We start from the raw sequence: 20,174 nt of genomic DNA, 5'->3' as shown, positions 1-20,174 counted from the left end.
GCCCCCGCGGCCCTTGTCCGTCCCCCGAAGCCCCGCCCTGGCGGGGCTTCGGCCGTTCCGGGCGGCCCCCGATGAGACCGCTTTCGCGGCGGGGCGCCGGGCATGCGATAATCGACCGTTACCCTGACGACGCCGCGCGCCGCCGCCACCTATGTCTTCTGATTCGATGCGGAACATCCGCAACTTCTCCATCATCGCCCATGTCGACCACGGCAAGTCCACGCTGGCCGACCGCATCATCCAGCTTTGTGGTGGCCTGCAGGCCCGCGAGATGGAAGCGCAGGTGCTCGACTCCAACCCGATCGAGCGCGAGCGTGGCATCACGATCAAGGCGCAGTCGGTGTCGCTGCCGTACCTGGCCAAGGACGGGCAGACCTACCATCTGAACTTCATCGACACCCCCGGCCACGTCGACTTCTCCTATGAAGTCAGCCGCTCGCTGGCCGCCTGCGAAGGCGCGCTGCTGGTGGTCGATGCTGCCCAGGGCGTGGAAGCGCAGTCGGTGGCCAACTGCTACACCGCGGTGGAGCAGGGCCTGGAAGTGGTGCCGGTGATCAACAAGATCGACCTGCCGACCGCTGACGTCGAGCGCGCCAAGGCCGAGATCGAGGCCGTGATCGGCATCGACGCCTCCGACGCCGTGCCGGTCAGCGCCAAAACCGGCCTGAACGTGCAGGATGTGCTGGAAGCGATCGTGCATCGCATCCCGCCGCCGACGCCGCGCGATACCGAGAAGCTGCAGGCGCTGATCATCGACTCGTGGTTCGACAACTACCTGGGCGTGGTCTCGCTGGTGCGCGTGATGCAGGGCGAGATCAAGGCCGGTGACAAGCTGCAGGTGATGTCCACCGGCCGCAACCACCAGGTCGACAACGTCGGCGTGTTCACGCCGAAGCGGAAAGTGCTGCCGGCGCTGCGTGCCGGTGAAGTGGGCTGGGTCACCGCCAGCATCAAGGACGTGCACGGTGCGCCGGTCGGCGACACCCTGACCCTGGCCGGCGACCCGGCACCGAAGCCGCTTCCCGGTTTCCAGGAAATGCAGCCGCGCGTGTTCGCCGGCCTGTTCCCGGTCGATGCCGAGGATTACCCGGACCTGCGCGAAGCGCTGGACAAGCTGCGCCTGAACGATGCCGCGCTGCGCTTCGAGCCGGAAAGCTCCGAGGCGATGGGCTTCGGCTTCCGCTGCGGCTTCCTGGGCATGCTGCACATGGAGATCGTGCAGGAGCGCCTGGAGCGCGAATACAACCTGGACCTGATCAGCACCGCGCCGACGGTGGTGTATGAAGTCCTGAAGACCGATGGCTCGATCATCAACATGGACAACCCGGCCAAGCTGCCGCCGGTGAACCAGGTCGAGGAGATCCGCGAGCCGATCATCCGTGCCAACGTGCTCACCCCCGAGGAGTACATCGGCAACATCATCAAGCTGTGCGAAGAAAAGCGCGGCAGCCAGATCGGCATCAACTACCTGGGCAGCCAGGTGCAGATCAGCTACGAGCTGCCGATGGCCGAGGTGGTGCTGGACTTCTTCGACAAGCTGAAGTCGGTCAGCCGTGGCTACGCCTCGCTGGACTACCACTTCGTGCGCTTCGATGCCGGCCCGTTCGTCCGCGTGGATGTGCTGATCAACGGCGACAAGGTCGACGCGCTGTCGCTGATCGTGCATCGCAGCCATGCCGACCGCCGTGGCCGCGAGCTGTGCGAGAAGATGAAGGACCTGATCCCGCGCCAGATGTTCGACGTCGCCATCCAGGCTGCGGTCGGCTCGCAGATCATCGCCCGTACCACGGTCAAGGCCATGCGCAAGAACGTGCTGGCCAAGTGCTATGGTGGCGACGTTTCGCGCAAGAAGAAGCTTCTGGAAAAGCAGAAGGAAGGCAAGAAGCGCATGAAGCAGGTCGGCCGTGTGGAGATTCCGCAGGAAGCGTTCCTGGCCGTGCTGCAGATGGACAACAAGTAATCCCGCACCGGCCCTGCGGGGCCGGTCGTCCGGTGACGTTGCAAAGGACCCTGAATGAAACTGTTTGAGATCCTCCTGGTCGTGCTGACCCTGGCCTCGGGCCTGATCCTGCTTGCGGACAAGCTGTACCTCGCCAAGCGTCGCGCCCAGCGCGCCGGCCTGCTCGATTCCGAGCCGGTGCTGGTGGATTACTCGCGTGCGTTCTTCCCGGTGCTGGCGATCGTGCTGATCGTGCGCAGCTTCATTGCCGAACCGTACAAGATCCCGTCCAGCTCGATGATGCCGAACCTGCTGATCGGCGATTTCATCCTGGTCAACAAGTTCTCCTACGGCCTGCGCCTGCCGATCAGCAACACCAAGATCGTGCCGTTCGGCGAGCCCTCGCGTGGCGACGTGGTGGTGTTCCACTTCCCCGGCCACAGCGACAACGACCCGGCCAAGGGCGAGAACTTCATCAAGCGCGTGATCGGCGTGCCGGGTGACACCGTCGTCTTCGAAGGCGACGGCGTGATCCTCAATGGCGAGCCGCTGAAGTACGACAACAAGGGCATCTACGCCGGCCACAAGGGCCAGGGTGAAGGCGCCAACCTGCTGGTCGAGCACCTGCCGGGCCGCACCCACACCGTGCTGGAGACCGACTATCCGCGTGGCCAGGGCCAGTGGACCGTGCCGGCCGGCAAGTACCTGGTGATGGGCGACAACCGTGACAACAGCGACGACGGCCGTTTCTGGGGCCTGCTGCCGGAAGAGAACCTGCGCGGCAAGGCCTTCCTGATCTGGCTGAACTGCCAGGGCTGGTTCTGCAAGGATGGCTTCGAGCCGTCGCGGATCGGCTCGAGCATCAACTGATCGGGCATCAACTGAGTACTTTCACATCCAACGCGTATCTGGGGAGAACGCAATGAAGGCGATGAACACGCAGCGCGGCATGACCCTGACCTCGTTCCTGACGGTTCTGATCGTGGTCGGCTTCTTCCTCTACATCGGCATGAAGCTGTTCCCGATATACCAGGAGTACTACGCCGTGCGCTCGGCGATGAAGAGCCTGGCCAACGAGCCGGGCGTGGGCAGCATGGAGCCGTCGCGGATCCAGGACCTGTTCTTCAAGCGCCTGTACATCAACTACTCGGACAATGTGAAGCCGGCCAACGTGAAGTTCGACCGTCGCGACAATGGCTGGACCCTCAAGGTCAACTACGAAGTGCGTCGCCAGCTGATCGGCAACCTCGATGTGGTTGGCAAATTCGATTCTTCCCAGGACCTGACACGAAGCGGTGCCCAGTAAATTCATCCAACGCGGCGACCTCATCGGTCATCCCTTCGGCGATCCGGCCCTGCTCAAGCAGGCGCTGACCCATCGCAGTGCCGGCGCGCCGCACAACGAACGCCTGGAGTTCCTGGGCGACAGCATCGTCAACATGATGGTGGCCGAGGCGCTGTACCAGCGCTGGCCCAAGGCCGACGAGGGTGCGCTGACCCGTGCCCGCGCCGAACTGGTGCGTGAAGGAGCGCTGGCGGTGATCGCGCGTACCCTGCAGCTGGGTGAGCGGCTGACCCTGGGGCCGGGTGAAATGAAGTCGGGCGGCCATCGCCGCGACTCGATCCTGGCCGACGCGGTGGAAGCCGTGGTGGCCGCGATCTATCTGGATGCCGGCTTCGAGGCCTGCCGGGCGGTGGTGTTGCCCTGGTTCGGCGCCTCGATCGAGGCACTGCCGGCCACCGGCCGGCCCGAGAAGGACCCCAAGACCCGCCTGCAGGAATGGCTGCAGGCCCGACAGAAGGCGTTGCCGCAGTATGAACTGGTGTCAGAATCCGGTGACGACCATGCCAAGCACTTCCGGGTACGCTGCAACGTAGCGGACCCGGCCGCCAGCACCGAGGGCGAAGGCGCCTCGCGGCGGCTTGCCGAACAACAGGCGGCTGCGGCCGTCCTAGAACAACTGGATTCCAAGTGAGCGAACAAACCCCTCATCATTGCGGCAGCGTGGCCGTCATCGGCCGCCCGAACGTGGGCAAGTCGACCCTGACCAATGCCCTGGTCGGTGCGAAGGTCAGCATCGTTTCCAACCGCCCGCAGACCACGCGTCATCGCCTGCTGGGCATCGCCACCTACCCGGAAGGCCAGCTGGTGCTGGTCGACACCCCCGGCCTGCACAAGGTGCAGAAGCGGGCGATGAACCGGGTGATGAACCGCGCCGCGCGCGGCTCGCTGGAAGGCGTCGATGCCGGCCTGCTGGTGATCGAGGCCGGTCGCTGGGATGAAGAAGACAGCCTGGCCTTCAATGTGCTGCGCGACGCTGGCATTCCGGTGGTGCTGGTGGTCAACAAGATCGACCGCCTGAAGGAAAAGGGCGCGCTGCTGCCGTTCCTGCAGCAGGTGACCGAGGGCCGTGATTTCGCTGCCGTGCATCCGATCTCGGCGCAGAAGCGCAACGGCCTGGAAGCACTGGTGCGCGACGTGCTGAAGCTGCTGCCGGAAGCGCCGCCGATGTTCGGCGAGGACGAGATCACCGACCGCAGCCAGCGTTTCCTGGCCGGCGAACTGGTACGTGAGCAGCTGATGCGCCAGCTCGGCGAAGAGCTGCCGTACGCCACCACCGTTGAGATCGAACGCTTCACCGAGGACGGCAACCTGCTGCGCATCGGTGCGGTGATCTGGGTCGAGCGCGAAGGCCAGAAGGCCATCGTGATCGGCAAGGGCGGCGCCCGCCTCAAGGAGATCGGCGCCAAGTCCCGCCTGCAGATGGAACGTCTGTTCGGGGCCAAGGTGTTCCTTGAGACCTGGGTGCGCGTGCGTGAAGGCTGGTCCGATGACGAGGCCGCGCTGAAGGCCTTCGGTTACGAGTAAGCCGTTGCGGTCGCTTCGATGATGATCGAGGACGACACCGGCTTCGTGCTGCACGCGCGGGCCTACCGCGAGACCAGCCTGCTGGTCGAGGTGTTGAGCGCGCAGCATGGCCGCATCGGCCTGCTCGCGCGTGGCGTGTCCACCGCCAAGGGCCAGGTGCTGCGCGCCGCCCTGCAGCCGCTGCAGTGGATCCGCTTCAGTGCCCAGCAGCGCGGTGAACTGGCCCAGCTGCGCGGCGCCGAAGCGCTGGACGCCGCACCGCGGCTGGTCGGCCAGGCGATGCTGGCCGGCTTCTACCTGAGTGAACTGACACTGCGCCTGGCACCCCGCCAGGACCCGTTGCCTGAGTTGTATCTGGCCTATGGCGAAGCGCGCGCGCGGCTGGCGGTCGGTGCCGGCCTGGCCTGGACGCTGCGTCGTTTCGAGCGTGAGCTGCTGACCGCACTGGGCCTGGGCTTCGAACTGGACAGTGCCAGCGACGGCCAGCCGATCGACCCGGCGGCACGTTACGAACTGGATCCCCAGGAAGGGGCGCAGCGTCTGCTCAGCGAGCGCGGCGGAGAACGACGGGCAGCCGCGACCGGCTCGGCGCTGCTGGCGTTGGCCGCCGACGAAGAACCCGATGCGGCCGACCTGGCCAGCCTGCGCCTGCCAATGCGGCGGGTGCTGGCCCATCACCTGGGTGCCCGCGGCCTGAAGTCCTGGGAACTGCTGGAGCAGCTGGCCCCCCGACGGTAGGGGTGTTCGGCAGGGCTTGCAGCCCTGCACCTGCCGAATCAACGTCAACGTCAAAAGCAAAAGCTGGCTGTCCGTGGGTAGGCGGGGTGGGTCCGGTTGCGGGAGACGCCGTAAACCCCGCTCCGCGGTCCGGCCCAGCCGCTGGCGGCTGTGCGTTCGGGCGCTTGCGAAGCAGTGCTTCGCAAGCAAAGCGCCCTCACCCTTGGGGGCTTGGCCGCGGCATCCATGCCGCGGACACTCCCGCAACCGGACCCACCCCGCCTTCGACAGTTTTCCGCGAGCTGTTGGACATGCCGACGGGGTCAGATCCGTTTTCCCTCGGAAAACGGATCTGACCCCAGATTGATTTCGATATCTGACAGAAATTCATCCACGCATGGCGTGGATCTACCCGATCACGGAAAACTGTCAGAGGTGGGGCGGTATCGGAGTGCGGGGTGTCAGCCGCATGGATGCGGCTGCCAAGCCCCCATGGACGGGTTTACGGCGTCCCCGCACTCCGATACCGCCCCGCCAACCCACGGAATGCCAGCTTTTGCTTTTGCTGTTGCTTTTGCTGTTGCTGTTGCTGTTGCTGTTGCCGTTGCCTTGGCTTGGCTTGGCTTGAAGCCTCTGCGGGTGCAGGGCGCAGCCCCGCCGAGCAACCCTCAATGCAGCAGGGCAGCCACCGCGGCGCGGAACCCGGCCTGCGCCTGTCCAGACTCCGGCGCATGATGCAGCTGGCGTACCGCACGCCCCAACCGAGCCGCGCCGACAAACCCGCAGCTGGCCTGCAACCGGTGCAGCTGGCTGCGCAGCTGGCGCTCGTCGTGCTGGTCCACGGCCTGCTCGACCGCGTCGCGTACCCCCGGCAACTCGGCCAGGAACAGCTCGCGCAGGGCGATCAGGTGGTTGCGCTGGCCATTGAGCGCGGCCAGTGCCGCGGTCTCGTCCCAGTCCTGCACCTGCAGCTCGACCGCTGCCGGGGCCGGGGCAACGAAGATCCCAGCCGGGCTGTTCACCAGCGCGCGGCGCACGGCTTTCAGCAACTGGTCGCGGCCCAGCGGCTTGACCAGCGTGTCGCTGAAGCCAGCTTCACGCAGGCGGGCATGGATGGAGGTGTCGCCATCGGCGGTATGCGCCAATGCCGGGGTATCAGGGTGCGAACGGCGCAGTTCACGCAGCAGCTGCGCGCCGTTGCCGTCCGGCAGGTTGACGTCGATCAGCCACAGGTCATGCGCGCCGGGCTCGGCGCTGGCCAGCGCACTGGCCAATGAATCTGCGGTGTCCACGTCCGCCGGTAACGTTTCCAACGCCGCTTTGAAAAAACCGCGGCTGATGATGTCGTCCTCGACAAGCAGGAAGCGGGGCCGGCTGGCCCGCGGGGTCATCTGCATCAGGGCTGCCTCCATGTCAGCTGCTGCAATCATCAAGCACGGCGGCGGCGGGCGCAAGCGGGTCCGGACCCTGCCAGTCAGGATCTGCGACAATGTGCCCCCATTTTTGCCCGCAGCCTGTTGCCACGTGGCCCGATCCCGCTCCCGCATCGACCGTACCCCGTTCCAGACCGAGATCCTCGACCTCAGCCATGATGGTCGCGGCGTCGCCCGCCGTGAAGGCGAGGGTGGCAAGGTCACCTTCATCAGTGGCGCCCTGCCGGGCGAGGTGGTGATGGCCGAACAGACCGCCCGCAGCCGCCATTTCGACGAGGCACGCACGGTGGAAGTACTGCAGGCCTCGCCCCAGCGCGTGACCCCGAAGTGCCCGCATTTCGGTACCTGCGCCGGCTGCGTGCTGCAGCACCTGGACGAAGAGCAGCAGATCGTCGCCAAGCAGCGCGTGCTGATGGACAACTTGGAGCGCATCGGCCACGTGAAGCCGGGCACCGTGCTGGCGCCGCTGGTCGGCGAGAGCTGGGGCTACCGCCGCAAGGGCCGGTTCTCGGTGCGCCGGGTCGAGAAGAAGGACAAGACCCTGGTCGGCTTCCGTGAACAGGATCCGCGCTTCGTCGCCGACCTGAGCCAGTGCCTGACCGTGATCCCCGAGATCGGCACCAAGGTCGAAGCCTTGTCGACCTTCATCGAATCGCTCGATGGCAAGCGCGACATTCCGCAGATCGAGTTCATCGCCGGTGACCAGGCCGTGGTGCTGACCGTGCGCCACCTGCAGCCGCTCAGCGATGCCGACCGCGCCTCTTGGGCCGCCTTTGGCCAGCAGCATGGTTTCGTGATCTACCTGCAGTCCGGCGGCGTGGACACTGTGCAGCCGCTGGACGGGCAGGGCGTGCCGCTGTCGTTCCGGCTGGCGCCGTGGGATGTGGAACTGGCGTTCCGCCCACTGGACTTCATCCAGGTCAACGCCAAGCTCAACGAGAAGATGATCGCCCACGCCCTCGACCTGCTGGAGCCAGGTGAGGACGAGCGCGTGCTGGACCTGTTCTGCGGCCTGGGCAACTTCACCCTGCCGCTGGCGCGCCGCGTGCGCGAAGTGGTCGGCGTGGAAGGCGATGCCGGCCTGGTCGCGCGCGCCCGTGAGAATGCCGAGCGCAATGGCCTAGCCAACGCGCAGTTCTTCAGCGCCGACCTGACCCAGGACCAGCGCAGCACCCCGTGGATGCGCCAGGGCTTCGACAAGCTGCTGCTGGACCCGCCGCGCTCGGGCGCGATCGAAGTGCTGCAGCAGCTGCCGCTGAAGCAGTTCAAGCGCATCGTCTATGTCAGCTGCCACCCGGGCTCGCTGGCACGCGATGCCGGCTATCTGGTCAACGAACAGGGCTTCACCCTGGTCAGCGCCGGTGCCATGGACATGTTCCCGCACACCGCACACGTGGAAAGCATCGCGGTGTTCGAAAAGCGCTGATCGGCTGTCATGCCCATCGCGCATAATGGCGCGATGGGCATCGAAATCGAACGCAAATACCTCGTCAGCAGTGACGGCTGGCGTGCCGCCGCGCATCGGGTGATCCCGATGGCGCAGGGTTACATCAACGATATGGGTGCGCTCGACCGCGGCACCCAGAATGCCTCGGTGCGGGTCCGCATCGAAGGCGACCACGCCGCGCTCAACCTGAAGTCGCGCACCATCGGCCACACCCGACAGGAGTTCGACTACCCGATCCCGGTGGACGACGCGCGCGCGCTGCTGGCGCTCTGTGTTGGCGGCCTTATCGACAAGCGCCGTCATCTGGTCGAGCACGCCGGGCTCACCTGGGAAGTGGATGAATTCCTCGGCGACAACGCCGGCCTGGTGGTGGCCGAGGTCGAGCTGGACAGCGCTGACCAGGTCATCGAACTGCCGGACTGGGTTGGCGCCGAAGTGACCGACGACGCCCGTTACTACAACGTCGCGCTCGCCAGCCACCCCTATTCACAGTGGTGAACCCCTGAACAGGGGACGGAGGGGATTAAGTCGTCTTTACCCCGCCTGTGCGGAAAGCGACTTAATCCCCTCCGTCCCCTTTTTTCGGCGAGGGTGGGCCCCATGTTGGGGGGATGAGAATCGACATCTACTCCGACGTGGTCTGTCCCTGGTGCTGGATCGGCAAGCATCGTTTCCAGCAGGGCGTGCAGTTGCTGGGCGCCGACGCGCCTGAGCTCGACATCCATTGGCAGCCGTTCCAGCTGGATCCGGACGCGGACGCCACACCGGTACCGCTGCGCGAGGCCTACGTGCGCAAGTTCGGCGGTGCCGAACGTACCGAGCAGATCCTCAGCCAGACCCAGACCACCGCGCGTGCCGAAGGGCTGCCAATGGACTTCAGCCAGGGCCAGGTGCGGGTGACCACGCTGCCGGCGCACCGGGTGCTGTGGCTGGCCGGGCAGCACGACGTGCAGGACGCGGTGGGCGAGGCGCTGTTCCGCGCCCACTTCGAGCAGGGCCAGAACCTGGCCGACCCGCAGGTGTTGATCAAGGCCGGCGTCGCTGGCGGCCTCGATGCGGGTGAGATCGCGCAGATGCTGGCCTCCGATCGCGGCCTGGCCGAAGTGGACGCCAAGCTGGCCCAGGCCCATGCGCTGGGCATTTCTTCGGTGCCGACCTTCGTCATCGATGGGAAGTGGGCCATTTCCGGGGCGCAGCCGCCCGAGGCCTTCGCCAACGCACTGCGCCAGATCGCCGCCGAGCAGGGCGCGCCAGAGCCCCCGGCCGATGGCGACGAGGCCTGCGGCCCGGACGGCTGCAAGGTCTGAGCAGCGCGGGGTCAGAGCCCCTGCGGGGATCCGACCCCGGGGTCAGATCCGCACTGCGGCGCTGACCCCACACGCCCCTTTTGCCTTGACCACTGCGCCTGTCGGCCGGTTCTGCGACAATGCGGCACTGCGCCATGCGGGCGCGCGTTGTGGAGATCGACCATGCTGCTGATCGGCGTTGCCGGCACCGAACTGACTGCCCAGGAACGTGACTGGTTGCAGCACGATGCCGTGGCCGGGGTCGTGCTGTTCAAGCGCAACTTCGCCTCGCGCCAGCAGGTGACCGATCTGAGCGCGGCCATCCGCGCCGCCGCGCCGCGCCCGCAGCTGATCTGCGTGGACCAGGAAGGCGGCCGCGTACAGCGTTTCCGCGAGGGTTACAGCGATCTGCCGCCACTGCAGGACATTGGTGCGCTGTATGCCACCGACCCGCAGCAGGCCTTGGCATTGGCCGAACGGCACGCCTGGCTGATGGCCAGCGAGGTACGGGCCAGCGGCGTGGACCTGAGCTTCGCGCCTGTGGTCGACCTTGGCCGTGGCAACCGTGCCATCGGCAACCGCGCCTTCAGTGAAGACCCGCAGGTGGTGGCCGCGTTCACCGCCGCCTACGTGCGTGGCATGCATTCGGTCGGCATGGCCGCCACGCTCAAGCATTTCCCCGGCCACGGTACCGTGCTGGAAGACACCCACGTGGACACCGCGATCGACCCGCGCGCGCTGGACGAGCTGCGTGCGCAGGACCTGGTGCCCTTCCAGGCCGGCATCGCCGCCGGTGCCGACGCGGTGATGATGGCGCACGTGATCTACCCGCAGGTGGCGCCGGAACCAGCCGGTTACTCGCCGCGCTGGATCCAGGACATCCTGCGCGGCGAGCTCGGCTTCCGTGGCGTGGTGTTCTCCGACGATATCGGCATGGCCGCCTCGCACAGTGCCGGCGGCGTACCGGCGCGCGTGCACGCCCATCTGGACGCCGGCTGCGACGTGGTGCTGGTCTGCCACCCGGAGCTGGTCGATGAAGCCCTGCACGCGGTGCAGGGGCGCTCCCTCAATACCGCTGCGCTGCTGGGCCTGATCGGCCGCGGCGCGCTTGGCTGGGATGGCCTGCTGGCCGATGCCCGCCATGGCGATACCCAAACCCGTCTGCTTGAAACCCTTGGAAGAACCGTCTGATGCCCAACCTCACCATTTCCCAGGCCCTGGCCCAGGCTGACCTGCTGGTCGACCGCCCCACCATCGACAAGGCCATTGCTGGTATCGCCGACGCCATCGCGCGCGACTACAAGGGCGAGGTGCCGCTGTTCCTGTCGATCATGCACGGCGCGCTGCCCTTCGCCGGCCAGCTGGCGCTGGAACTGGGTGCGCGCGGGCAGGACGTGCAGTTCGATTACCTGCACGCCACCCGCTACCGTGGCGAAACCACCGGCGGCGACCTGGTCTGGAAGCACAAGCCGGCCACCTCGCTGTTCGGCCGCCGCGTGCTGCTGGTCGACGACATCCTCGACGAGGGCTACACCCTGCAGGGCGTGCGCACCTGGTGCCTGGAGCAAGGCGCCACCGATGTGCGCATCGCCGCGATGACGGTGAAGAAGCACGACCGCGCGCTGCCGGACGTGACCGCCGATTACGCCGGCATCGAACTGCCGGACCGCTATGTGTTCGGCTTCGGCATGGACGTCAACGAAACCCTGCGCTGTGTGCCGGCCATCTACGCAATGAAGGAATAACGGCGCAGCCGCCTGCGGCGTGTCTTCTTCCATCGCCGGCATCCTCGGGTGCCGGCGTTCGTCTTTTCATGGAGTGCTTCGAATGCAACAGATCGCCCTGGCCGTGATCGGCGGTACCGGTGTCTACAACCTGGCCAAGCTCGACGACGTGCAGACCCACGAGGTCGACACCCGCTTCGGCCGCCCGTCCGGTCCGGTGCGCGTGGGCACGCTGCTCGGCCATCGCGTCGCGTTCCTGGCGCGCCATGGTGAAGGCCACTCGCTGCCGCCGCACAAGATCAACTACCGCGCCAACCTGGCCGCGCTGCAGCAGCTGGGCGCGCAGCGCGTGCTGGCGTTGAACACGGTCGGCGGCATCACCGAGGATTTCGGTCCGCGCGTGCTGGCCTGCCCGGACCAGATCATCGACTACACCTGGGGCCGCATCAGCACCATCTGTGAAGAAGAAGGCACCGACGTGGTCCACGTCGATTTCGGCCACCCGTACACGCCGATGCTGCGCAGCAAGATCCTGGCGGCGGCCAAAGTGACCGGTGTCACGGTCCATGACGGTGGCTGCTACGGCGCGACGCAGGGCCCACGCCTGGAAACCATCGCCGAGATCGCCCGCATGCGCCGCGATGGTTGTGATCTGGTGGGCATGACCGGCATGCCCGAAGCCGCGCTGGCACGGGAGCTTGGGCTGGATTACGCCTGCCTGGCGATCATCGCCAACTGGGCGGCGGGCTGCGGTGATGGCGAGGAGATTACGATGGCCGAAGTGCTGGCCAACGTACAGGCGGCGAGCAACGGACTTCCGGAACTGGTGGGCGAATTGGCGCGGGGGTGATTGTCTTCCCCGAGCAAGCTTTGCATACTCAGCTTGTGCGCGGGTTCAGCGTACACCACCCATTCATTGCATAAGGTCTCGCATCACCATGCCGAACGGTACCGTCAAGTGGTTCAACGACGCCAAGGGATTTGGCTTCATCTCGCCGGAGGATGGCAGCGCCGACGTGTTCGCGCACTTCTCCGCCATCAACTCCAAGGGCTTCCGCAGCCTGCAGGAAGGCCAGCGTGTCACCTATGACGTGACCCAGGGCCCGAAGGGTGCCCAGGCTTCGAACATCACGCCGGCCGAGTGATCCACTCGACAGTGCGTTGAAAACCCCGCTTCGGCGGGGTTTTTTTTGCGCGGCGTGCCCGCGGGCCGTTCGCGATCCACCCGCCTCGGGCACAATGCGGCCATGACGGAACGACTGCGTATCGCCGTGATCGGCTACGGCACCGCTGGACAGGCAGTGTCCATCCTGCTCACCCGTGACGGCCACGAGGTGGAAATCTTCGAACGCGTGCCCACGCCGGGGCCGGTGGGTGCAGGTTTCCTGCTGCAGCCCAGCGGCCTGCAGGTGCTGTGGCAGATGGGCCTGCTGGATGCGGTGCGCGCGCATGCGGCGCCGGTGCACCGCCTGTATGGCGACACGCCATGCGAGCGCGCGGTGATGGACATGCGCTACGACGGCCTGGATGCGCGCCTGCACGGACTGGGCATGCAGCGTGGGGCGTTGTTCTCGCTGCTGGATGATGCCCGTGGCGGGCTTGGCCAGCTGCATGCCGGTACCACCATCACCGAGGTGGATGCCGGGCATGGACGCCTGCGCGACAGCGATGGGCGCACGCATGGCCCGTTCGATCTGGTGGTGGCCGCCGATGGCGCGGCCTCTGCGCTGCGCGGCACGATCGCTGGCGGTGCCGGGCTGGACCGCGTGTACCCGTGGGGGGCGCTGTGGTGCCTGTTGCCGGCCGAAGACTGGCCGCACGTGCAGGAGCTGCGGCAGCGCTACGTGGCCGCGCGCAAGATGATCGGCCTGCTGCCGGTCGGTACGCGCCCCGGCGATGACACGCCGCGCCTGAGCTTCTTCTGGAGCCTGCCACGCGCCGACTTCGAGCGTTGGCAGGCCGATGGCATGACGCCCTGGCTGGACGAGCTGCATGCGCTGTGGCCGCAGGCCAGTGCGCGCTTCGCCCACTTGCGCGATGCCGGCCAGCTGGCGCGCGCGGTCTATCGCGATGCAGTGATGACGCGCTGGCACCAGGGCCGCATGGTGCTGGCAGGGGATGCCGCGCACGCGATGAGCCCGCAGCTGGGGCAGGGGGTGAACATGGCGCTGCTCGATGCGTTGGCATTGCGCGATGCCGTTCGCACGCATGGCGGTGGTGCCGAAGCGTTGCAGGCGTACCAGGCGCAACGCAGGGCGCATGTGGCGGTCTACCAGCGCTGGAGCCGTTGGCTGACGCCGTTGTTCCAGTCGGACCGCGATGCCTGGGCGAAGGCGCGCGACGTGCTGCTGGGCCCGATGGGGCGCCTGCCCGGAGGCCGTGGCCACATGCTGCGCGTGCTCAGTGGAACGCAGCAGGGCTGGTTCGGTTCGCTCACGCTGGATCCGGCCTTCATCGACGCACTGGCCACGACGATGGACATGCCTCGCAGCAACGTGGTCACGGCCAGCGCGTGAAGCGAGCCATCACGTGAATTAACGGTTGCCTCACCGCGGATGTGCGAGAAGTAGGTTGCACGCGACTGCGCGTCGCCCGTTTTCCTTTCCGTGATCAACATCGCGCGTGGCCCGGGCTACGCTGCCGTTGCGGCCTGTTGCGGCCCGGACGTGCCGCCTGATGTTGAAGAGGAGGATGCCATGTTGTTCGCGGTCGAGGAGCTGGAATCGGAAATCTGCAAGCTGCGCGGACTGCTGCAGATGCTGCACGAGGACCAGCCCGACGTACTGGAGGATGTATTCGAGTTCCATGTCGGCAGCCTGATCAGCCATGCGTCACCGGAACACCACGCACGCATCCGCACCTGCGCGCAGGAGATGCTGGCGGCAATCCAGGCCTTGCCGCGGCGGCGTGAGGACGACACGCCTGATTTCCAGTTGATGCCGCAGCTGGGCATTCGCCCGGCCTGAGTCAGGCGACCGGCAGTTCCACCAGACCGCTCTCCACGCAGGCGATCATCTGTTCGCCGCGGGCGGGGGCAGGCACGATGCCGGCAGTGAATGCGGAGAAGGCCGGCAGGATCGTCATCCGGTCACGCAACCAGAATGCGGGGAAGCGCCTTCGCAAGGGCGCCAGAGCGATCTGCGGGTGCAGATGTCCTGCGATCACGTGCAACGCCGCATCGGGCATCGGCTCATGCCGAAGCAGGAACGGCGACAGCCGTACATCATCGTGGATCTGAACCTGCAGCTGCGCATGCGGTAGCTGCCGGTCGTGATTGCCGCGAACAACATGCACGTCCAGCGCGGCATTGCGTTCGCGCCATCCCAGCCACTGCTGGTACCACGCGGCGCGATGCGCCGGTCCATGCAGGATGTCGCCCAGGATCCACAGTTCGCGGCAGGCATGCCGGTCCAGAAGCCGCTGCAGGCGCTGCAGGTCTTCGCCGGTGCCGCCGCTGGGCAGCGCGATGCCGGCACGGCGGAACACATCGGCCTTGCCCAGGTGCAGGTCTGCGATCAGCAGTGCCTGCCGCGCGGGCCAGTACAGCGCACGCGCGCCAACCAGAACCACGGATTCTCCGGCAAGCAGCAGGGGCAGTTCATCGGCCATGGCGACGCTCCAGCTGCTGCGCCGCGCGTTGTACGCGTGTACGCCAGTCTTCGTTGCTGAACTGACCACGCTGGCGTTCGGCCCACAGTGGAAAGCCCAGTGGCGTGAGTGATGAAGGGCGCTGCACCGACAACCGCTGCGTGCCGATGCGCTCCAGTACCTGCTGCAGCCCCGGCAGGTCGAGGCTGTCGTACAGCACTTCACGTTCCGCCAGTGCCAGCAGCAGGTGGTCCGGATCGTGCTCGCGCAGCACGTCGTACAGCAGGCCCGCGGACGCCTGCAGCTGGCGCAGTGACCGTGGCATGCCACCAGGAAGGCTGGGTACCAGCAGGCCCGCCACGCGCGCGATGCCACGGAACTGGCGTCGCGCCAGCTCGCCCAGGTTCACCGCCGCGCGCAGATCATCCAGCAACCGGTCATTGCTGAACAACGCGCGCCATTGCGACGCATCCAGATCGATCGGCTGCGCCGGCGCCAGCACCAGACCGTGATCGTTCACCGCATAGCCGATGCTGTTGCGTTGCTGGCGGGTGCTGCGCAGCGCCAACAGTGCCGCCAACGCTTCGTGCACGTGGCGGCCGGCAAAGGGATAGATGAACAGGAACTGGCCGTCTCGGCGCCTCACGTCTTCCACCAGCAGATGATCCGCACCGGGACGTGCCGACAAGCGCGCCTGCAGTGCCAGCAGTGGCGCCAGCCAGCGCGATTCCGCGCTGTCATCGCGACCGGACAGTACTGCTTCCAGTTCGCGGCCGAGCGCCATCGACAGCGGCAGCTGGCCCCCTTGCCAGCGCGGCACCACACCATCACCGCGCCCCCGTGCCAGCCGCACGAAGGCGGTCATGTCGCGCAGCTGCACCAGTTCCAGCAGGCGCCCGGCGAACTGGAAGCGATCACCGCGGCGCAAGCGGCTGGCGAACTGTTCCTCCACTGCACCAAGCCCGCCACCGCGCAGGAACTGCACGCGCACGCTGCCATCACTGCTGATGGTGCCGATCGACAGGCGGTGCCGCAGCGCCTGGCGGCGATCATGCATGCGATAGCTGCCATCGGCATCGCGCACGACCTTGTGGAAGTCGGGATACTGGGCCAGGGCCTGGCCGCCCTGCACGATGAACGTCAAAACGGCCTGCCATGAAGCGTCACCGAGAGACGCGAAGGCATGCGTGCGCCGTACCTGCGCCAGCAGCGTGTCACCGTCGAAGCCCCCGGCCAGCGCGCGGCTGACCGCATGTTGGGCCAGCACATCCAGCGACAGCGTTGGCGGCCTGCGTGCTTCGACCACGCCTTCGGCCAGTGCACGGCGCACGGCGGCGTACTCGGCCAGTTCCAGCGCATGGCTGGGGATGCACAGGATGGCGCCACGGGCGCTGGGACGGTGGCGTGCACGCCCGGCCCGCTGGCGCAGCCGCGCAACGCCCTTCGGGCTGCCCAGCTGCAGCACCTGGTCGACCTCCGGGAAGTCGACGCCCAGGTCGAGGCTGGACGTGGCGACGACGCAACGCAGCCTGCCTGCGCGCAGGCCGTCCTCCACCTGTTGGCGCAGTGCCGGGTCCAGTGAGCCGTGATGCAGTGCCAGCGTATCGGCGTCTTCCAGCCAGACCGCCGCCAATGCCTGGTGCCACAACTCGGCCTGGGCACGGGTATTGGTGAACAGCAGGCTGCTGCGCGCCTGCATCAGCGCATCCAGCACGCGCGACAGCTGTGCCAGCCCCAGGTGCCCGGCCCATGGAAAACGTTCGCCGGGTTCCGGCAGCAGGCTGCGCACGGTGATCGCGCGCGGGCGAACGCCCTGCACGATCGGTGCCTCCGGCTGGTCAGGCAGCAGCACGTCGCGGGCCTGGGGCAGATTGCCCAGGGTGGCCGACAGGCCCCACAGCTGCAATGAAGGGGCGGTATCGCGCAGCACCGCCAGGTTCAACTGCAGCAGCACCCCACGCTTGTTGCCCAGCAGTTCGTGCCATTCGTCCACCACTACGCAGCGCAGCTGGCGCATGCGGGGCAGCGTATCGGGATAGCTCAGCAGCAGCGCCAGCGATTCCGGCGTGGTCACCAGCACGTCGACGCGGCCCTCGCGTGCCTGTCGTCGCTCGCGGCTGCTGGCATCGCCGCTGCGCAGGCCGACCCGCCAGCCCAGCCCCAGTCCGTCGACCACCGTCTGCAGCGCGCGCGCGGTGTCGCTGGCCAGTGCGCGCAGCGGCGTCACCCAGAGCACCTGCAGTGGCCGCACCGCACTGGCGCGGCGGGGTGGCGGCAGCGGATCGATCATCGCCTGCAGCAGCGGCCCACCGAACATCGCCAGTGTCTTGCCGCTGCCCGTAGGCGTATGCAGCAAGCCGGATTCGCCTGCGAGATAGTGACGCCACATCGCGCGCTGGAACGGCAGCGAGCGCCAGCCGCGACCGGCGAACCAGTCTTCCAGCCGGCGCAGCGCCTGGCTGCGGGTCATCGCGCCAAGGCCTGCAGGGCGGCGAGCTGGTCGGCCTCGCTGGCCGGCTTGTCGTGGCGCCAGCGCAGGATGCGTGGAAAGCGCACGGCGATGCCCGACTTGTGCCGTGAGCTGCGGTTGACCGCCTCGAAGCCCAGCTCGAACACCTGCTCGGCACGCACGCTGCGCACCGGGCCGAAGCGCTCGCGGGTATTGGCGCGGATCCAGCGGTCGAGCGCGAGGATCTCCTTGTCATCCAGGCCCGAGTAGGCCTTGGCGACCGGCACCAGCGTGTCGCCGTCCCAGACCCCGAAGGTGTAGTCGGTGTACAGCGTGCTGCGCCGCCCATGGCCGGCCTGTGCGTACAGCAGCACCGCATCGAGGGTGAGCGGATCGACCTTCCATTTCCACCAGTCGCCGCGGCGGCGTCCGGCCTGGTAGGGGGACGTGCGCCGTTTCAGCATCAACCCCTCCACGCCGCGTTCGCGTGCGAGATCGCGCATCGCGGCGGCCTGCGGCCAGTCGTCCGCTGCGACGTCGGGCGAAATCTGGATCCGCGCATCATCCAGCGTACCGATGACCTCGGCCAACTGTGCGCGCCGTTGCTGCAGCGGCAGCCCGCGCAGATCCTCGCCCTCGCGTTCCAGCAGGTCGTACGCCAGTACGCGCACCGGCGTATTGCGCAACGTCGCCGCGCCCGGCTTGCGGCGCTGGATGCGGGTCTGCAGCGCGGTGAACGCGCGCGGCAGGTTGCCGGCTTCGTCCCATGCCAGCAGCTCACCGTCCAGCACGCAGCCTTCCGGCAGCGCCAGCGCTGCGTGCTCGATCTCGGGGAAGCGGCCATCCAGTCGTTCCTCGCCGCGGGACCACAGCGCCACCTCGCCGCGGCGGCGCAGCAGCTGCAGGCGGATGCCGTCCCATTTCCACTCCAGCAGCCAGTCGTCGATGGGCCCGAGGCGCTCGGCAGGGGCGCCTTCGAGCGGCGAGGCGAGGAAGAACGGATAGGGCTGCTGCCGGTCCGATGGCAGCTCGTCCGGCGACAGCAGCTCGGACAGCACACCCGGCGAGGGCACCCACTCGCCGAGCATGCGCTGGGCAATGCGTGCGATGTCCAGGCCGGACCATTCGGCCAGCGCCTGCTGTACCTGGCGTTGCGAAACACCCACCCGCAGGGCGCCTGTCAGCAGCTTGTTGAACACCAGTCGTTCGCTGGCCGGCAATTGTCGCCACCCCGCGAGCACAGCGGCCCGGCGTTCCTCCTCCGGCCGGTTGGCGACGGCCAGCAGGTGCTGTTCGATCCAGTCGGCCAGCGGGCGGTCGGGGGCAACCTGCGCCGGGTCATCCAGCAGCAGGGTCAACGTTTCGGCCAGGTCGCCCACCTGCGCATAGCTGTCCTCCACCAACCATGGCGGCAGGCCTGATTCCTCGCTCACCCACGCGCGCAGTTCGCCGCTGGCGGCGATCTTCCGGCGTGCGCCGCCCACCTTGCCGCCGCTGAGCAGGTACATCGCCCACGCCGCGTCATGCGCGCGCGCCTGGCGGAAGTAGTCGACCAGCGCCGCACGCTTGTCCAGCGTGGCGGTGCTGCGGTCCAGGCGCTGGTAGAGCGCGGCGAAGCTCTTCATTCCTCGCTCCCGAAATCGGTGCGGAAGGCTTCAGCCGCCACGCCGCGCTCGCGCAGGAACGGAATCAACGCATCGGTATTGCCATGGGTGGCGATGACCCGCCGTGCGCCGGTCTGTTCGATGGTCTGCAGCAGCGCGGGCCAATCAGCGTGATCGGAAATGACGAAGCCACGGTCGACGTTGCGTCGCCGCCGATTGCCGCGCAGCTGCATCCAGCCCGAGGCGAACCCCAGTTGATGCGGTCCGAAGCGGCGCATCCATGGCGTGCCTGCGGCCGAGGGCGGGGCCAGGATCAGCTGGCCGGCGGCATCGGGATGTCGCCCCTGTTCGGCCACGGTAAGCGTCTCCAGCATCGGCACGCCGGCCTGCCGATAGACCGCCACGCCATTGGCGATCGCGCCATGCAGCCAGGCCGGGCGGTCGTCCAGTGGCAACAGCTCGGCCAGCACCCGCTGCGCCTTGCCGAGTGCATAGCACAGCAGGATCGCCGCTTCGCCACGTTGTTCGCATTCGCGGCGCCACGCCACGATTTCCGCAGCCACCGCAGGCGTGTCCGGCCAGCGATAGATCGGCAGCGCGAACGTCGCTTCGGTAATGAACGTATCGCAGGGCACCACTTCGAAGGGCGTGCAGGTCGGGTCCGGTTGGCGCTTGTAGTCGCCGGACGCCACCCAGACCTGTTCGCCATCGTCGATGCGCACCTGCGACGAGCCGAGCACATGGCCGGCAGGATGCAGCGATACCTGCACCCGGCCCAGGCGGAACGGCACGCCTTCGGCATGCACCTGCACCGGCACATCGCCCAGCCGCCAGCGCAGGATGGGCAGGCTGCCTTCGCTGCAGTGGTACTCGCCCATGCCCGGGCGCGCGTGATCGCCGTGGCCATGGGTGATGACCGCGCGCGGGACCGGGCGCCACGGGTCGATATGGAATTCGCCAGCTGCGCAGTACAGCCCTTCCGGGCGCAGCACCACCAGATCATCATTGCCTGCCATGCGGCCACTGTGGCGTGCGTCTCGTGCACGGGGTGAGAACCGGCCTGAACACGGGCTTGGCGGTGCATGCGGCACAATCGGACCGCATACCTCTTGCCGCCA

20 protein-coding genes are annotated in these 20,174 nt (G+C 67.4%); 15 read left to right on the top strand and 5 right to left on the bottom strand.

Features of this window, described 5'->3' with window-relative positions; all coding sequences use genetic code 11:
• Positions 1-166 precede the first annotated feature (166 nt).
• From lepA to recO, 6 genes are read left to right on the top strand one after another with little or no spacing between them, the layout of a single operon-like run.
• A complete protein-coding gene (gene lepA / locus AC5P88_RS15365) occupies positions 167-1,960 on the top strand; it encodes a translation elongation factor 4 (protein ID WP_495225465.1) in 1,794 nt (597 codons plus the stop codon).
• A gap of 54 nt (positions 1,961-2,014) precedes the next feature.
• Entirely contained in the window at positions 2,015-2,809 is a 795-nt protein-coding gene (gene lepB / locus AC5P88_RS15360; protein ID WP_014038087.1) for a signal peptidase I, read from the top strand.
• Positions 2,810-2,861: 52 nt separating this feature from the next.
• A complete protein-coding gene (locus tag AC5P88_RS15355) occupies positions 2,862-3,245 on the top strand; it encodes a DUF4845 domain-containing protein (RefSeq protein ID WP_495225436.1) in 384 nt (127 codons plus the stop codon).
• On the top strand, positions 3,235-3,915 hold the full coding sequence (rnc, locus tag AC5P88_RS15350) for a ribonuclease III (protein WP_106551280.1): 681 nt from the start codon (positions 3,235-3,237) through the stop codon (positions 3,913-3,915). Before AC5P88_RS15355 ends, rnc begins: the two co-directional genes overlap by 11 nt.
• A complete protein-coding gene (gene era / locus AC5P88_RS15345; protein WP_005410599.1) occupies positions 3,912-4,808 on the top strand; it encodes a GTPase Era in 897 nt (298 codons plus the stop codon). Before rnc ends, era begins: the two co-directional genes overlap by 4 nt.
• Positions 4,809-4,826: 18 nt before the next feature.
• Positions 4,827-5,546: a DNA repair protein RecO gene (recO, locus tag AC5P88_RS15340; protein ID WP_106551279.1), complete on the top strand. Its 720-nt coding sequence runs from the start codon at positions 4,827-4,829 to the stop codon at positions 5,544-5,546.
• A gap of 647 nt (positions 5,547-6,193) precedes the next feature.
• On the opposite strand, the gene AC5P88_RS15335 is transcribed toward recO, so the two are convergent.
• Positions 6,194-6,922, bottom strand: a complete 729-nt coding sequence (locus AC5P88_RS15335; RefSeq protein ID WP_099552126.1) for a response regulator — start codon at positions 6,920-6,922, stop codon at positions 6,194-6,196.
• A gap of 127 nt (positions 6,923-7,049) precedes the next feature.
• Here AC5P88_RS15335 and rlmD point away from each other — a divergent pair, with 127 nt between their 5' ends.
• From rlmD to AC5P88_RS15290, 9 genes are all read left to right on the top strand, one after another.
• Positions 7,050-8,384, top strand: coding sequence for a 23S rRNA (uracil(1939)-C(5))-methyltransferase RlmD (gene rlmD / locus AC5P88_RS15330; protein ID WP_495225435.1), 1,335 nt, complete (start codon positions 7,050-7,052; stop codon positions 8,382-8,384).
• Between the two features lie 33 nt (positions 8,385-8,417).
• Positions 8,418-8,903, top strand: coding sequence for a CYTH domain-containing protein (locus AC5P88_RS15325; RefSeq protein WP_495225464.1), 486 nt, complete (start codon positions 8,418-8,420; stop codon positions 8,901-8,903).
• 113 nt (positions 8,904-9,016) lie between these two features.
• A complete protein-coding gene (locus tag AC5P88_RS15320; protein WP_106551013.1) occupies positions 9,017-9,712 on the top strand; it encodes a DsbA family oxidoreductase in 696 nt (231 codons plus the stop codon).
• Between the two features lie 162 nt (positions 9,713-9,874).
• Positions 9,875-10,882 carry a beta-N-acetylhexosaminidase gene (gene nagZ, locus AC5P88_RS15315; protein WP_111110950.1) on the top strand — a complete coding sequence of 336 codons (1,008 nt, stop codon included), beginning with the start codon at positions 9,875-9,877 and terminating at the stop codon, positions 10,880-10,882.
• Positions 10,882-11,436 carry a hypoxanthine-guanine phosphoribosyltransferase gene (locus tag AC5P88_RS15310; RefSeq protein ID WP_005410592.1) on the top strand — a complete coding sequence of 185 codons (555 nt, stop codon included), beginning with the start codon at positions 10,882-10,884 and terminating at the stop codon, positions 11,434-11,436. The genes nagZ and AC5P88_RS15310 overlap by 1 nt, the downstream gene beginning before the upstream one ends.
• Positions 11,437-11,518: 82 nt before the next feature.
• Positions 11,519-12,265 (top strand): S-methyl-5'-thioinosine phosphorylase, encoded by a 747-nt coding sequence (locus tag AC5P88_RS15305; protein ID WP_006461208.1) that lies wholly within the window; start codon positions 11,519-11,521, stop codon positions 12,263-12,265.
• An 88-nt stretch (positions 12,266-12,353) separates the two neighbouring features.
• Positions 12,354-12,560, top strand: a complete 207-nt coding sequence (locus tag AC5P88_RS15300; protein ID WP_005410590.1) for a cold-shock protein — start codon at positions 12,354-12,356, stop codon at positions 12,558-12,560.
• Positions 12,561-12,662: 102 nt separating this feature from the next.
• Positions 12,663-13,931 carry an FAD-dependent oxidoreductase gene (locus AC5P88_RS15295; protein ID WP_111110948.1) on the top strand — a complete coding sequence of 423 codons (1,269 nt, stop codon included), beginning with the start codon at positions 12,663-12,665 and terminating at the stop codon, positions 13,929-13,931.
• 180 nt (positions 13,932-14,111) lie between these two features.
• The gene (locus AC5P88_RS15290) at positions 14,112-14,381 is read left to right on the top strand and encodes a hypothetical protein (protein ID WP_111110957.1); all 270 of its coding nucleotides are present in this window, start codon (positions 14,112-14,114) and stop codon (positions 14,379-14,381) included.
• Between the two features lies 1 nt (position 14,382).
• On the opposite strand, the gene pdeM is transcribed toward AC5P88_RS15290, so the two are convergent.
• The 4 genes from pdeM to AC5P88_RS15270 are packed head-to-tail and all read right to left on the bottom strand — an operon-like array spanning position 14,383 to position 20,072.
• Complete coding sequence (gene pdeM, locus AC5P88_RS15285) at positions 14,383-15,024, bottom strand: ligase-associated DNA damage response endonuclease PdeM (RefSeq protein ID WP_495225434.1); 642 nt, start codon at positions 15,022-15,024, stop codon at positions 14,383-14,385.
• Positions 15,014-17,473, bottom strand: coding sequence for a ligase-associated DNA damage response DEXH box helicase (locus AC5P88_RS15280; protein WP_495225433.1), 2,460 nt, complete (start codon positions 17,471-17,473; stop codon positions 15,014-15,016). The genes pdeM and AC5P88_RS15280 overlap by 11 nt, the downstream gene beginning before the upstream one ends.
• Positions 17,470-19,077 (bottom strand): ATP-dependent DNA ligase, encoded by a 1,608-nt coding sequence (locus AC5P88_RS15275; protein ID WP_495225432.1) that lies wholly within the window; start codon positions 19,075-19,077, stop codon positions 17,470-17,472. The genes AC5P88_RS15280 and AC5P88_RS15275 overlap by 4 nt, the downstream gene beginning before the upstream one ends.
• Positions 19,074-20,072, bottom strand: coding sequence for a ligase-associated DNA damage response exonuclease (locus tag AC5P88_RS15270; RefSeq protein ID WP_495225431.1), 999 nt, complete (start codon positions 20,070-20,072; stop codon positions 19,074-19,076). The genes AC5P88_RS15275 and AC5P88_RS15270 overlap by 4 nt, the downstream gene beginning before the upstream one ends.
• Positions 20,073-20,174 lie beyond the last annotated feature (102 nt).

The organism is Stenotrophomonas sp. YJH_SMC_8 (assembly GCF_059371315.1).
Note: the sequence above shows the minus strand (reverse complement) of the source record. Positions and strands in the feature narration are given on the sequence as shown.

What these genes read in the sequence shown, in the direction of transcription:
- lepA (WP_495225465.1), top strand. Translation starts at nt 167, where the DNA reads ATGCGGAACATCCGCAACTTCTCCATCATCGCCCATGTCGACCACGGC.
- lepB (WP_014038087.1), top strand. Translation starts at nt 2,015, where the DNA reads ATGAAACTGTTTGAGATCCTCCTGGTCGTGCTGACCCTGGCCTCGGGC.
- AC5P88_RS15355 (WP_495225436.1), top strand. Translation starts at nt 2,862, where the DNA reads ATGAAGGCGATGAACACGCAGCGCGGCATGACCCTGACCTCGTTCCTG.
- recO (WP_106551279.1), top strand. Translation starts at nt 4,827, where the DNA reads ATGATGATCGAGGACGACACCGGCTTCGTGCTGCACGCGCGGGCCTAC.
- AC5P88_RS15335 (WP_099552126.1), bottom strand. Translation starts at nt 6,922, where the DNA reads ATGCAGATGACCCCGCGGGCCAGCCGGCCCCGCTTCCTGCTTGTCGAG.
- AC5P88_RS15325 (WP_495225464.1), top strand. Translation starts at nt 8,418, where the DNA reads ATGGGCATCGAAATCGAACGCAAATACCTCGTCAGCAGTGACGGCTGG.
- AC5P88_RS15320 (WP_106551013.1), top strand. Translation starts at nt 9,017, where the DNA reads ATGAGAATCGACATCTACTCCGACGTGGTCTGTCCCTGGTGCTGGATC.
- nagZ (WP_111110950.1), top strand. Translation starts at nt 9,875, where the DNA reads ATGCTGCTGATCGGCGTTGCCGGCACCGAACTGACTGCCCAGGAACGT.
- AC5P88_RS15310 (WP_005410592.1), top strand. Translation starts at nt 10,882, where the DNA reads ATGCCCAACCTCACCATTTCCCAGGCCCTGGCCCAGGCTGACCTGCTG.
- AC5P88_RS15305 (WP_006461208.1), top strand. Translation starts at nt 11,519, where the DNA reads ATGCAACAGATCGCCCTGGCCGTGATCGGCGGTACCGGTGTCTACAAC.
- AC5P88_RS15300 (WP_005410590.1), top strand. Translation starts at nt 12,354, where the DNA reads ATGCCGAACGGTACCGTCAAGTGGTTCAACGACGCCAAGGGATTTGGC.
- AC5P88_RS15295 (WP_111110948.1), top strand. Translation starts at nt 12,663, where the DNA reads ATGACGGAACGACTGCGTATCGCCGTGATCGGCTACGGCACCGCTGGA.
- AC5P88_RS15290 (WP_111110957.1), top strand. Translation starts at nt 14,112, where the DNA reads ATGTTGTTCGCGGTCGAGGAGCTGGAATCGGAAATCTGCAAGCTGCGC.
- pdeM (WP_495225434.1), bottom strand. Translation starts at nt 15,024, where the DNA reads ATGGCCGATGAACTGCCCCTGCTGCTTGCCGGAGAATCCGTGGTTCTG.
- AC5P88_RS15280 (WP_495225433.1), bottom strand. Translation starts at nt 17,473, where the DNA reads ATGACCCGCAGCCAGGCGCTGCGCCGGCTGGAAGACTGGTTCGCCGGT.
- AC5P88_RS15275 (WP_495225432.1), bottom strand. Translation starts at nt 19,077, where the DNA reads ATGAAGAGCTTCGCCGCGCTCTACCAGCGCCTGGACCGCAGCACCGCC.
- AC5P88_RS15270 (WP_495225431.1), bottom strand. Translation starts at nt 20,072, where the DNA reads ATGGCAGGCAATGATGATCTGGTGGTGCTGCGCCCGGAAGGGCTGTAC.